Raw genomic sequence first — 11,447 nt, forward strand, 5'->3', positions numbered from 1 at the left:
GTTCGACGCGCGAGCACCGGTGTCTTGCGGAGGGGTCGCCCACGCTCAGGACGCCTTCGCCAGCGCCAGGTTCAGCGCGAGCACGTTCACCACGGGCTCACCGAGGAACCCGAGCTGCCGCGACTCGGTGTGCGACTGCACGAGCTGCCGCACGGTGGCGACGGACAACCCCCGTGCCGATGCCACGCGCGCCACCTGCTGGCGTGCGTACTCCGGGCTGATGTCCGGGTCGAGCCCCGAGCCCGAGGCGGTCACGGCGTCGGCCGGCACCTGTGCGGCGGGGACCCCGTCGGCCTTCGCCAGGGCGGTACGACGCTCCTCGACGGCCTTGAGCAGGTCGGCGTTGTTCGGCCCGAGGTTCGAGCCGGAGGACGCCCCCGCGTCGTAGCCGTCCCCGGCGGCGGACGGCCGCGACTGGAACCAGCGGTCGGCCTGCTTGCCGGTGAACGACTGCCCGATCAACGAGGAACCGACGACCTTGCCGGACGAGTCCGTGACCATCGAGCCGTTGGCCTGGTCGTGGAACGCCGCCTGGCCGACGCCCCAGACGGCGAGCGGGTACCCGACGCCGAGGACGACGGTGGCGACGAGGGTGAGGCGGATCGCCACACCGGCGGAACGGAAGGTGGAACGTGCAGATGCCATGACTAGAACCCCGGGATGAGACCGACCACGAGGTCGATCAGTTTGATGCCGATGAAGGGGACGACCACGCCGCCCAGCCCGTAGACGAGCAGGTTGCGGCCGAGGATCGACGACGCTGCGGCTGCGCGGTACTTGACGCCACGCAGGGACAGCGGGATGAGCGCAACGATGACCAGCGCGTTGAAGACGACCGCCGACAGGATCGCGGACGACGGGCTGTGCAGCCCCATGATGTTGAGCGCCGCGAGGCCCGGGAACGCGGCCTGGAACATCGCCGGGATGATCGCGAAGTACTTCGCGACGTCGTTGGCGATGGAGAAGGTGGTCAGGGCACCGCGGGTGATGAGCAGCTGCTTGCCGATGCGGACGACGTCGATGAGCTTGGTCGGGTCGGAGTCGAGGTCGACCATGTTGCCCGCCTCCTTCGCCGCCGTCGTACCGGTGTTCATCGCGACCCCGACGTCCGCCTGGGCCAGGGCCGGGGCGTCGTTGGTGCCGTCACCGGTCATGGCGACGAGGTTGCCGCCCTCCTGCTCGCGCTTGATGTAGGCGAGCTTGTCCTCCGGGGTGGCCTCGGCCAGGAAGTCGTCGACGCCGGCCTCGTGGGCGATGGCTGCCGCGGTGCGGGGGTTGTCACCGGTGATCATCACCGTGCGGATGCCCATCGACCGGAGCTCGGCGAACCGTGATGCCATGCCGTCCTTGACGACGTCCTTCAGGTGCACGACGCCGAGCAGCGTGACCGTACCGGTCGACGACCGACGGCCGACGACGAGCGGTGTGCCGCCCTGGTCGGAGATCTCCGCGACGGTCGCGTCGATGGCCGAAACGACACCGGCTTCGGTGGTGTCCGCCCAGGCGAGCACAGCCGCAGCGGCGCCCTTCCGGATCTGCGATCCGTCGGGCAGGTCGAGACCGGACATGCGCGTCTGCGCCGTGAACGGCACCTCGACGGCCCCGTCCGGCAGGCCCACGGCGGCGCCGTCCTCGCGCGCCAGGTCGACGATCGAGCGACCTTCCGGGGTGCTGTCCGCGGCACTCGACAGCGCTGCAGCTTCGAGCAGGTCGGCGGTCGTCACGCCCGGCACGGGCACCACGCGGGATGCCCGGCGGTTGCCGTAGGTGATCGTGCCGGTCTTGTCGAGCAGCAGCGTCGTGATGTCACCGGCGGCCTCGACCGCGCGGCCCGACATCGCGAGCACGTTGTGCTGCACGAGTCGGTCCATGCCGGCGATGCCGATCGCGGAGAGCAGGGCCCCGATGGTGGTCGGGATGAGGCAGACGAGCAGGGCGATGAGCACCGGCACGCTGACCGTCGCACCGACGAGCCCCGCGATGGGCTGCATCGTCAGGCAGACGATCACGAAGACGATCGACAGCGAGGCGAGCAGGATGTTCAGCGCGATCTCGTTCGGCGTCTTCTGCCGTGCCGCACCCTCGACCAGACGGATCATCCGGTCGATGAAGGTCTCGCCCGGGGTCGAGGTGATGCGCACCACGATCCGGTCGGACAGCACGCGGGTGCCGCCGGTGACGGCGCTGCGGTCGCCGCCGGACTCGCGGATGACCGGTGCCGACTCACCCGTGACGGCCGACTCGTCGACCGACGCGATGCCGTCGATGACGTCACCGTCGCCCGGGATGACCTCGCCCGCGACGACCAGGACCACGTCGCCCTTGGCCAGGTCGACGGAAGCGACCTCCTCGGTCGCGTTGCCGGTCGCGGCCGCGTCGGACGTCGCGTACCCGAGCACCCGGCGGGCACTCGTGGTCGAGCGGGTCTTCCGCAGGGTGTCGGCCTGGGCCTTGCCGCGGCCCTCGGCCACCGACTCCGCCAGGTTGGCGAAGACGACGGTGAGCCAGAGCCAGACGGCGATGGCGATCGTGAAGGCGGACGGCTCGACGACGGCGGCTGCCGTCGTCAGCGCCGCGCCGACCTCGACGATGAACATGACGGGGTTCCGCCACATGAGTCGCGGATCGAGTTTCCGCAGGGCGCCCGGGAGGCCCGCCACCAGCTGGCGGGGTCCGAATGCGGACGAGCGGATGGCCGGCCTGGAGGCGGTGGTCGCCTCGTGCTCGGAGGTCACGGTGGTCATGACAGTCCTTCTGCGAGCGGACCCAGTGCGAGCACCGGGAAGTAGGTGAGTGCGGTGACGATGACGGCGACGCCGCCGAGCAGCACGATGAAGAGCGGGCGGTGGGTGGGCAGGGTGCCGGCGGTCTCCGGCACCCGGTCCTGCGCCGCGAGGGATCCGGCGAGCGCCAGGACGAACACCATCGGCACGAAGCGGCCGAGCAGCATCACGACGCCGAGCGAGGAGTTCATCCACGTGGTGTTCGCGGTGAGTCCGCCGAAGGCCGAGCCGTTGTTGTTCGCGCCCGAGGTGAAGGCGTAGAGCAGCTCGGTCAGCCCGTGGTTGCCGGGGTTGAAGATCGACGTCCCGAGCACCTGTTCGCGGACCCCGGGGATCACGAGCGAGAGCCCGGTGGCCAGGAGCACGAGCGTCGGCGTGACGAGGATGTACAGCGCCGCGAAGGTCATCTCCTTGGCGCGGATCTTCTTGCCGAGGTACTCCGGGGTTCGGCCGACGAGCAGGCCGCCGATGAACACCGTGATGACGGCGAGCACGAGCATGCCGTACAGGCCGGAGCCGACGCCGCCGGGGGTGACCTCGCCGAGCATCATGTTGACGAGCGCCATCATCCCGCCGATCGGGGTGTAGCTGTCGTGCATCGCGTTGACGGCGCCGGTGGACGTCGAGGTGGTCGCGGTCGAGAAGAGCGTCGAACCGAGGATGCCGAAGCGGCTCTCCTTGCCTTCCATCGCGGCCCCGGCGGCGTGTGTGGCGATCCCGCCGCCGCCGAGCTCGGCGATCGACATGACCGACAGCGACACGAGGAAGATCGCGCCCATCACGGCGAGGATCGCGTAGCCCTGGCGGTCGTCCCCGACGAGCCGCCCGAACGTGCGCGGGAGCGAGAACGGGATGACGAGCATGAGGAAGATCTCGACGAGGTTCGTCCACGCCTGCGGGTTCTCGAACGGGTGCGCCGAGTTCGCGTTGAAGTAGCCGCCACCGTTCGTGCCGAGTTCCTTGATCGCCTCCTGCGAGGCGACGAACCCGCCGGGGATGTGCTGCGTGCCACCGATGAGCGTGGTGACGTCGGTGCCGCTCCCCCACGACTGGACGACCCCGCCGGCGACGAGCACGATCGCGAAGACGAACGCCCCGGGCAGCAGCAGCCGGCCGAGCCCGCGGACGATGTCCACCCACACGTTGCCGAGGGTGCCGGACTTGCGACGGGCGAACCCGCGCACCAGCGCCACGGCGACCGCCAGGCCGACGGCTGCGGACAGGAAGTTCTGCACCGCGAGGCCGGCCATCTGCACGGTGTAGCCGAGGGTGACCTCGGGCGAGTACGACTGCCAGTTCGTGTTCGACACGAACGACGCCGCGGTGTTGAACGCGAGCGAGGGTCCGACACCGGGCAGTCCGAGGTCGCCGGGCAGGACGACCTGGATGCGCTGCAGCAGGTAGACGAGCAGGAGCCCGGCGACGCTGAAGAGCAGCACGCCGCGCAGGTACACGGGCCAGGACTGCTCGGCGTCCGGGTCGACGCCGATCAGCCGGTAGACCCCGCGCTCGACCCGGTTGTGCCGGACGGGTGTGAAGACCTTCGCCATCCAGTCGCCGAGCGGGCGGTACGCGACGACGAGCAGCAGGACGAGGGTGGCGACCTGGGCGATGCCCGCCCACAGGTCCGCGGCGCCCACTAGAAGCGCTCCGGACGCACGAGCGCCCAGACGAGGTACACGACAGCGGCGATGCCGAGGACGGCGGCCGCGATGGTGATGCCGATCACAGCCGTTCCACCCCCTTGGCGATCAGTGCCACCACGCCGAACACGGCGAGGACACCGGCGACGACGAACACGTCGAACACGAGGGACTCCAGAAGGTCTGCGGTGTCCGCGCCGGGTGACGCGGACCGGCACCACTTGTGGTGCCGAACCGATGCTGGATCCTGCGCCGGGCCTCCAGTCCGCTCCTAACGGATCCCTGACGCCGCCCTGGCGGACGCATGCACGCTCCTAACGCGTTCCGGCGTCCTACGATCGAGACGTGACGATCCCCGTGGTCCCCGCCCGTCCCGGTACGACGGCGTCCGTCGTGGCGGCCGGACTGCTGGCGGTCGCCGGCGTCGGGTTCGGTGTGCTCTGGGGGACGGTGTTCGCGCCGCTGTGGATCTTCGGCGAACGGCGACAGATGCTGCTGTGGTTCTGGGCGGCACCGTTGTCCGTCGTGCCGTGGCTCGTGGCCGTCGCGGCGCTCGTGCTCGCCGCGACGGGGTGGTTCCGCGGTGGTGGCCGGAGCCGGGCGGCGTTGACCATCGGGTGCATCGCGTTCGTCGTGCTCGCGCCGGTGGCGATGTTCTTCGGCGGATCCATCACGGGCGACTGACGCGCAACCGGTCAGCGAGGTCTGCCACGGCCTCGACGAGCTCCTCCGGCCCCTCGACCCGGATCGGCACGGCCAGCCCGGCGACGACTCCGGCGAGCCCGTCCCACGACCACGACCCGAGGGTGACGCGGGCCCGGTCGCCCTCGAGCTGCTCGACCACGGCGTCCTCGGGCAGGTACGGCGCGATCCGCCGCGCATCGTCCGCCGTCGTGGTCACCGAACCGGTGCACGGCCAAAAGTCGTCGACCGCCGACCCCTTGAACCGCGCGGACACGAACGCGGCCGCATCGCCACCGGGGATCGGTCGCGGCGTGAAGGGGACGCGGGTGCGCATCCGCGGCGTGATCCGGTCGATGCGGTGCGTGCGCCAGTCGTCGCGGTCGGCATCCCAGTCGAGCAGGTACCAGCGACCGTTCCGGGCGACGACGGCGTGCGGTTCCACCCGGTGCGGGGTCTCGTCGTCGCCGTACCCGAAGCGGAAGACCTCCTGCAGGTGGACGGCCTCGCTCACCGCCACCAGGACCTCCGGGTCGGTGGTGGTCCGGCTCGTCGCGGTCACGGCCTGCACCGCGTCGACCCGGGACCGCAGTCGCGCGGGCATCACCTGCCGGACGGTCGCCAGGGCGCGGGCCGCCGACTCGGCGACGTCCGCCCCCGATGCCGGTGCCACGGCGAGCGCCAGGGCGATCGCCACCGCCTGGTCGTCGTCGAAGAGCAGCGGGGGCAGGTCGGAGCCGGCCTCGAGCCGGTAGCCGCCGGCCGGTCCGCGGAGCGCCTCGACCCGGTACCCGAGCCCACGGAGTCGATCGACGTCGCGGCGGACCGTACGGGGACTGACCTCGAGCCGCCCGGCCAGCTCGTCCCCCGGCCAGTCGCGGTGCACCTGGAGCAGGGAGAGCAGCGTGAGCATCCGTGCGGAGGGTCCGGCCATGGCGTCCATCTTCGTCCGAGAAGCGGACAGGATCTGACCGCATTGCCCGAGATCCTCGTCCCATGAGCATCGAGACGACAACCCACCTCAACTTCGACGGCGACGCCCGCGCGGCGCTCGACTTCTACGCATCGGTCTTCGGCGGCGAGGTCACCGCCGCCACCTACGGCCAGATGGGCGCCCTGGACGACCCGGACTGGGCGGACCGCATCGTCTTCGGGCAGGTCTCCACGGCCGCCGGCTTCCGCGTCATGGCCTTCGACGTCTGGCCCGGGCAGCCCTACGACCAGGGATCGAACGCCTTCTACGTGTTCGTGCACGGCGACGACACGGCCGAGATCGAGCGGTACTGGGCGGCACTGTCCGAGGGCGCCGAAGTACGGCAGCCCCTGGAACCCTCGGCCTGGGCACCGTTGGCCGGGCAGCTGCGCGACCGCTTCGGCGTGGTCTGGCAGCTCGACGTCGCGGCCCCGACCGAGTGACGCGGCGGTGCGGCCCGGATGGTCCCGCCCCGCACCGACGCTCGGACGTTTGTGAACCACTTCCCCACGGAATCCGGCCGCCGATAGCGTGCTGGCATGCCCGAGTTCCGCCCGATGCCCGGTTACGAGCTCGGCCACGGATGGGTGGCCGCCCGCCGACGCCGCTCCCGGTTCGGCAGCGTGTGGCGCTGGATCGGGCCGCCGGTCGCACTCGTCGCCGTCGTCGCTGCCGCGCTGCTGTTCCACTGGTACGCGGGCGTGGCCGACCAGGTCGAGTGGGAGTGCGCGGTGTCCACCTGCGGCACGAGCGACCCGCGGTCCTTCGCGCCGGAGGGGTGCTGGGCGCTCCTCGTGCTCGCCGGTCTCGGCACCGTCCGGGTCCCCGGGCGGTGGTGGTGGACGGGCGCGCTCCTGCTCGGGTTCGCGCTCGTCGCCGCGTGGTCGATCGACTGGTGGCGGATGCCCGGCATCGACCTCGGGCTGTTCGTGACGCCGATCGGAGCCGGGAGCCTGGGCGTCGTCCTCCTGCTCGCCCGGATCGGGATGGCCGTCGACCGTGTGCGCGGGCGAGCCCACACCGCCCGTCGGCGGGCCGAACAGGACAGTCCGCGGGACGTGGGCGAGCGCTGACCCGGTCGGAGGATCAGCCCGAGCGGCTCCAGGTGCTGACCGTCACGGTCGCGGTCACGCTCGTCGGCGCGAACACCTGCTCCGCCGAGACGTGGTGGTGGCTCGGTCCCATGTGCACGACGTCGTGGACGTCCTCCGCCGACAGCTCCATGGACCACATCAGGTCCTCGGAGGACCGCAGCGCGAACGACGGCGTCAGGGAGTCGTGCAGTCGGCGCTCCTTCTCCGGGTCCACGCTGATCGTCGCCTCGGCGAGCTCCGCCAGGTGGCCGGTCCGCGGGGTCACCACCACGAGCACGCCGTCGGCGTGCAGGACGCGGGCGTACTCGGTCTGGTTGCGGGGTGCGAAGACGTCGAGCAGGACGGCGGCAGCGCCGTCGACGACCGGGAGGCGCTCGGTCACGTCACCGACGACGGCCCCCGCGCGCTCGTGGGCGCGTGCCGCACGCCGGATCGCGACGGCCGACAGGTCGAGCGCGACCCCGAGCCTCCCGTCCGCCGCGCGCAGCGCATGCGCCAGGTAGGTCCCCGGGCCGGAACCGACGTCGAGCACGATGCCGGGCGCGGTGGCGTCCGCGACGATCGCGGCGAGCGCCCGCTCGACGGGCGCGTAGTAGCCGCGCCCCAGGAACCGCAGCCGCGCGTCCACCATCTCCGGGGTGTCCGCGGTGAGTGCGCGGCGCTTCGCGGGCAGGAGGGTCAGGTGGCCCTGCTTCGCCTCGTCGAACCGGTGACCGTTCGGGCAGCCGACCTGGCCGCCGTCGACGCGGCCGAGGGGCTCGGCGCACACGGGGCAGGCGAGCATCGGCAGCAGGTCGTCACGCACCGGCCCAGCGTACGGGCCTGGCTCCCCCTGACCGGATGTCGGTGCTGCGCGGCAGTACGGTCAGGACATGGCAGTCATCGAGCAGGCAACGCTCCGCCCCTCCAAGGCCGAGGCGCTCGCCGCCTGGCTCCCCGACCAGGCGTGGAGCGGCGTCGTCGCGGGAGCGCCGATCCGGGTCGTCGGGCAGTTCCGGTTCGACGACCCCGCTGGCGAGGTCGGCATCGAAGTGCTGCTCGTCCGCACCGACGGCGGCCGGGTCCTGCAGGCACCACTGACCTACCGGGACGCACCGCTGCCGGGTGCCGACGCGTTCCTGGTGACCGAAATGGACCACTCCGTGCTCGGACGACGGTGGGTGTACGACGCGGTGGGCGATCCCGTGCACGCCGACGTGCTGCGCCGGGCGATCGTCACCGGCGGGCACGAAGCGGAGCTCGAGTTGGCCAACGGTGCCGGACAGCGGCCGAAGGACGCCTGGGCCAGCGGCAGCGGCTCCGAACCCGACTCCCCCACGATCACCTCGTTGCACGCGACGACGACGGGTGCGGTGACGTCGATCGCGACCGACCACGGCACGATCGTCGTCGCTCGGGTCGTCGGTACGGCCCTGCCCGAGGGCGAGACGCTGACCGGGACGTGGACGGACGGCTCCGAGGTGCTCGCCGTCCTGCTGCCCGAACGCGCCTGAGGTACTGGCAGGGCCTGCCTGTGCCGGGGACCGGCTGGCAGGATCGACGACGTGAAGACACTGGAGTTGCCACAGACAGACCTCACCGCCTCCGACGTCGTCGTCGGACTGATGCGGATCAACGACATGAGCGACGAGGGCATCCGTTCGCTCTACAGCGCCTCGCGCGACGCGGGCGTGAACATGTTCGACCACGCCGCGGTCTACGGCGAGTGGCACGGCTGCGAGGAGCGGTTCGGCGCCGCCGTCACGCTGACGCCCGCGGAACGCGCCGAGATCGTGCTGCAGACCAAGGTCGGCATCCGGCCGACGCCGAAGGGCGCGTACTTCGACTTCTCGTACGAGCACATCCTCGAGTCCGTGCACGAGTCGCTCGAGGCACTGCAGACCGAGTACGTCGACGTGCTGCTGCTGCACCGCCCCGACGCCCTGGTCGAGCCGGAAGAGGTCGCGAAGGCATTCGACGAGCTGCACGCCGCCGGCAAGGTGCACCACTTCGGCGTCTCGAACCACACCCCCGGCCAGGTCGACCTGCTCAAGAAGCACGTCCGCCAGCCGCTCGCGTTCAACCAGGTGCAGCTGAGCATCACGCACGCCAACGTGATCTCGCAGGGCCTGACCGCGAACATGGGCGGCCTCGAGCAGTCGGTCGACCGCGACAACGACATCCTCAACTACTCGCGCATCAACGACATCACGCTGCAGGCCTGGTCGCCGTTCCAGAAGGGCTTCTTCGACGGCGTCTTCCTGGGCGACCGTGAGCAGTACGCCGAGCTGAACGACGTGCTCGAGGAGGTCGCCGCCGCGCACGGAGTCACCCCGACCGGCATCGCGGTCGCGTGGATCACCCGCCACCCCGCGCACTTCCAGGTCGTCCTCGGCACGACGAACCCGCAGCGCGTGCGGGACTCGGCCGCCGGCTCGGACGTCGAGCTGTCGCGCGAGGAGTGGTACCGGATCTTCACCGCGGCCGGACACACCGTTCCCTGAACCGGGACCGCCCGGTCAGGTCGGGCAGGGTGGGATCGTGCTCAACGACCTCGCCCTGCCTGTCCGCCTGACCACACGCTCCGGCGAGGTGACGCTGCGGGACGCGGTGGACGAGGACCTCGATGCGCTCATGGCACTGTTGTCCGACGACCCGATCAGCGCTGCACGTGGTGACGTCGCCGCGCCGGAGGACCGACCGCGGTACGCCGAGGCACTCCGATCGATCGTGGACGACCCGGCGAACGCGCTGCTCGTCGCCGAGGACGCCGACGGGCGGCTCGTCGGGACGCTGCAACTCACCCGGATCCCCGGGATGGCTCGTCGTGGTGCCACCCGACTGCTCGTCGAGGCGGTGCGGGTCAGCAGTGCACGCCGATCTGCCGGCATCGGGAGTGCGCTGATGCGCTGGGTCACCGACGTCGCGGCGCCGGCCCTCGGGACCCCGCTCGTGCAACTCACGTCGGACGCTGCACGGACCGATGCGCACCGGTTCTACGAGCGTCTCGGCTTCACCGGCTCGCACGTCGGGTTCAAGTACCGGGTCCCCGACCCTTCCGCCATCCCGCCTGATATGTCACACTGAGACCAGTCGCCCCATCGAGGTGGGTGCGGAAGTGATCCCCGGGAGATCCTGCGGTATAGCGGGGCCCGGGGATTCGCGCGTTCACCGACGGTGTTCGTGGACGCTCAGCACATGGTCCAGCTGCTCGAGGTAGGCCGTTTCCCCTCGCCGAGCCAGCGCGACCACGCCGCAGACCGCATCCGCCGCCCAGAGAAGTGGCTCGCGGCCACCTGGCAGGTGCTCGAACACCAGCCCGTGAACCAACTTGCGTGACCGCAGGGCGTCGAGGTGCGCGCGATCGTTCCGGTCCGAGGGCCCGCGAGATTCGAGGACGACTCGGTCGACACCGCCCGCGCGGAGTTCGAGGATCAAGTGCACAAGAGCAAGACGGCGACGGCGCTCGCTCCGGACGGATCGGTCAGTCACGCTCACGACCCCGATGGCTTCGAACGGATGGTCGCACAGCATCCCGACGATCCCGGTGCGGTGCCGGGCGTCGCTCTCGGACCAGTGCAGCTTCCGTGCCGATCGTGGCTTGATGGCGCAGAGCGAGTCCCGGAACCGCTCAGCATCGCGGTCGGCGACTGTCACCGCCCCGAGGATGTACGCGCCGGGGTCACGTTCGTCTCCGGGCTCGGACTCGTCCACGTAGGCCGTCGGTACCATTCCGGAATACTACCGGTCAGACAGTGACGCACGGCCGATCCGACCGAAGCCGCGCTAGTCGTCGGAGGCGGAACCAGCAGACCTCGGCGTCGGAACGTTCACGTCGACCGGGGACACCCCGGCGGGATCGGCGGAGGCGCCACCCACGACGTCGAACGAGATCCCCAGCATCGCCGGGTCCTCGTCGAGTTCGAGCCCGTCCTGACGGACCTGGTCCTCCGGGATTGCACGGCCACCGGACGGGTCCCACGAGTTCGCGATCGACATGCGCACGAGCATGCCCGAGCCGCTTGGCAATCGCCCAAGAATCCCCGGAAGACCCCCGGAACGGTCAGAGGTCGTCCGGGTGCAGCCGCTCGCCAGCCTGCGGACGCCGGAACACCGGGCCGCCGCCGGCCTCGTCCTCGTCGTGGTGGCTGACGGGCGAGACGCTCAGGTCGGCGGAGTCGTCGCCGACGTCGGCGCCGCGGTCCTCCTCCACCTGGAGTTCGGACTCGTCACTGCCGTCCACGGCGATGGACCGGCCCTGCTGTTCGGGATCGAACGGTGCGCTCATCGACAT

Annotated in this window: 15 protein-coding genes; 6 read left to right on the top strand and 9 right to left on the bottom strand. The window is 71.0% G+C overall.

Translation table 11 applies throughout. The annotated features are described in order from the left end of the window. Positions 1-45 precede the first annotated feature (45 nt). From kdpC to ASF75_RS13575, 4 genes are read right to left on the bottom strand one after another with little or no spacing between them, the layout of a single operon-like run. Entirely contained in the window at positions 46-645 is a 600-nt protein-coding gene (kdpC, locus tag ASF75_RS13560; RefSeq protein ID WP_017887943.1) for a K(+)-transporting ATPase subunit C, read from the bottom strand. 2 nt (positions 646-647) lie between these two features. Then, positions 648-2,744, bottom strand: coding sequence for a potassium-transporting ATPase subunit KdpB (kdpB, locus tag ASF75_RS13565; protein WP_056072124.1), 2,097 nt, complete (start codon positions 2,742-2,744; stop codon positions 648-650). Further along, entirely contained in the window at positions 2,741-4,423 is a 1,683-nt protein-coding gene (gene kdpA / locus ASF75_RS13570; protein WP_056072128.1) for a potassium-transporting ATPase subunit KdpA, read from the bottom strand. The genes kdpB and kdpA overlap by 4 nt, the downstream gene beginning before the upstream one ends. Beyond that, positions 4,423-4,512: a potassium-transporting ATPase subunit F gene (locus ASF75_RS13575; protein ID WP_017887940.1), complete on the bottom strand. Its 90-nt coding sequence runs from the start codon at positions 4,510-4,512 to the stop codon at positions 4,423-4,425. The genes kdpA and ASF75_RS13575 overlap by 1 nt, the downstream gene beginning before the upstream one ends. 259 nt (positions 4,513-4,771) lie before the next feature. On the opposite strand from ASF75_RS13575, the gene ASF75_RS13580 reads away from it, so the two are divergent. After that, entirely contained in the window at positions 4,772-5,110 is a 339-nt protein-coding gene (locus ASF75_RS13580) for a hypothetical protein (protein WP_017887939.1), read from the top strand. Here the strand turns inward: ASF75_RS13580 and ASF75_RS13585 are convergent. Next, the gene (locus ASF75_RS13585; protein ID WP_056072361.1) at positions 5,097-6,041 is read right to left on the bottom strand and encodes a helix-turn-helix transcriptional regulator; all 945 of its coding nucleotides are present in this window, start codon (positions 6,039-6,041) and stop codon (positions 5,097-5,099) included. The genes ASF75_RS13580 and ASF75_RS13585 overlap by 14 nt on opposite strands. A gap of 62 nt (positions 6,042-6,103) precedes the next feature. Here ASF75_RS13585 and ASF75_RS13590 point away from each other — a divergent pair, with 62 nt between their 5' ends. Next, entirely contained in the window at positions 6,104-6,523 is a 420-nt protein-coding gene (locus ASF75_RS13590) for a VOC family protein (RefSeq protein WP_017887937.1), read from the top strand. A gap of 96 nt (positions 6,524-6,619) precedes the next feature. Then, complete coding sequence (locus ASF75_RS13595) at positions 6,620-7,153, top strand: hypothetical protein (protein WP_017887936.1); 534 nt, start codon at positions 6,620-6,622, stop codon at positions 7,151-7,153. Positions 7,154-7,166: 13 nt separating this feature from the next. Here ASF75_RS13595 and ASF75_RS13600 read toward each other — a convergent pair whose 3' ends face one another. After that, positions 7,167-7,979 carry a putative RNA methyltransferase gene (locus ASF75_RS13600; RefSeq protein WP_056072131.1) on the bottom strand — a complete coding sequence of 271 codons (813 nt, stop codon included), beginning with the start codon at positions 7,977-7,979 and terminating at the stop codon, positions 7,167-7,169. A 67-nt stretch (positions 7,980-8,046) separates the two neighbouring features. Between ASF75_RS13600 and ASF75_RS13605 the strand changes: the two genes are divergently transcribed. From ASF75_RS13605 to ASF75_RS13615, 3 genes are read left to right on the top strand one after another with little or no spacing between them, the layout of a single operon-like run. Further along, entirely contained in the window at positions 8,047-8,667 is a 621-nt protein-coding gene (locus ASF75_RS13605; RefSeq protein ID WP_056072135.1) for a CG0192-related protein, read from the top strand. A 51-nt stretch (positions 8,668-8,718) separates the two neighbouring features. Beyond that, on the top strand, positions 8,719-9,657 hold the full coding sequence (locus ASF75_RS13610; protein ID WP_017887933.1) for an aldo/keto reductase: 939 nt from the start codon (positions 8,719-8,721) through the stop codon (positions 9,655-9,657). Positions 9,658-9,694: 37 nt separating this feature from the next. Next, positions 9,695-10,240: a GNAT family N-acetyltransferase gene (locus ASF75_RS13615; protein WP_056072140.1), complete on the top strand. Its 546-nt coding sequence runs from the start codon at positions 9,695-9,697 to the stop codon at positions 10,238-10,240. A gap of 81 nt (positions 10,241-10,321) precedes the next feature. Here ASF75_RS13615 and ASF75_RS13620 read toward each other — a convergent pair whose 3' ends face one another. From ASF75_RS13620 to ASF75_RS13630, 3 genes are all read right to left on the bottom strand, one after another. Continuing rightward, complete coding sequence (locus ASF75_RS13620; RefSeq protein WP_056072143.1) at positions 10,322-10,867, bottom strand: hypothetical protein; 546 nt, start codon at positions 10,865-10,867, stop codon at positions 10,322-10,324. A 72-nt stretch (positions 10,868-10,939) separates the two neighbouring features. Further along, entirely contained in the window at positions 10,940-11,152 is a 213-nt protein-coding gene (locus ASF75_RS13625; RefSeq protein ID WP_139179591.1) for a hypothetical protein, read from the bottom strand. A gap of 64 nt (positions 11,153-11,216) precedes the next feature. Beyond that, the gene (locus ASF75_RS13630) at positions 11,217-11,447 is read right to left on the bottom strand and encodes a hypothetical protein (RefSeq protein WP_056072146.1); all 231 of its coding nucleotides are present in this window, start codon (positions 11,445-11,447) and stop codon (positions 11,217-11,219) included.

The sequence above is a fragment of the Curtobacterium sp. Leaf154 genome (assembly GCF_001424595.1).
In the GTDB taxonomy this organism is placed as follows: domain Bacteria; phylum Actinomycetota; class Actinomycetes; order Actinomycetales; family Microbacteriaceae; genus Curtobacterium; species Curtobacterium poinsettiae.

Bases quoted from the DNA above. Each gene is read 5' to 3' on its own strand.
- ASF75_RS13590 (WP_017887937.1), top strand. From the start codon at position 6,104: ATGAGCATCGAGACGACAACCCACCTCAACTTCGACGGCGACGCCCGC.
- ASF75_RS13625 (WP_139179591.1), bottom strand. From the start codon at position 11,152: ATGTCGATCGCGAACTCGTGGGACCCGTCCGGTGGCCGTGCAATCCCG.
- ASF75_RS13630 (WP_056072146.1), bottom strand. From the start codon at position 11,447: ATGTCGATGAGCGCACCGTTCGATCCCGAACAGCAGGGCCGGTCCATC.
- ASF75_RS13605 (WP_056072135.1), top strand. From the start codon at position 8,047: ATGGCAGTCATCGAGCAGGCAACGCTCCGCCCCTCCAAGGCCGAGGCG.
- ASF75_RS13585 (WP_056072361.1), bottom strand. From the start codon at position 6,041: ATGGCCGGACCCTCCGCACGGATGCTCACGCTGCTCTCCCTGCTCCAG.
- ASF75_RS13595 (WP_017887936.1), top strand. From the start codon at position 6,620: ATGCCCGAGTTCCGCCCGATGCCCGGTTACGAGCTCGGCCACGGATGG.
- kdpB (WP_056072124.1), bottom strand. From the start codon at position 2,744: ATGACCACCGTGACCTCCGAGCACGAGGCGACCACCGCCTCCAGGCCG.
- kdpC (WP_017887943.1), bottom strand. From the start codon at position 645: ATGGCATCTGCACGTTCCACCTTCCGTTCCGCCGGTGTGGCGATCCGC.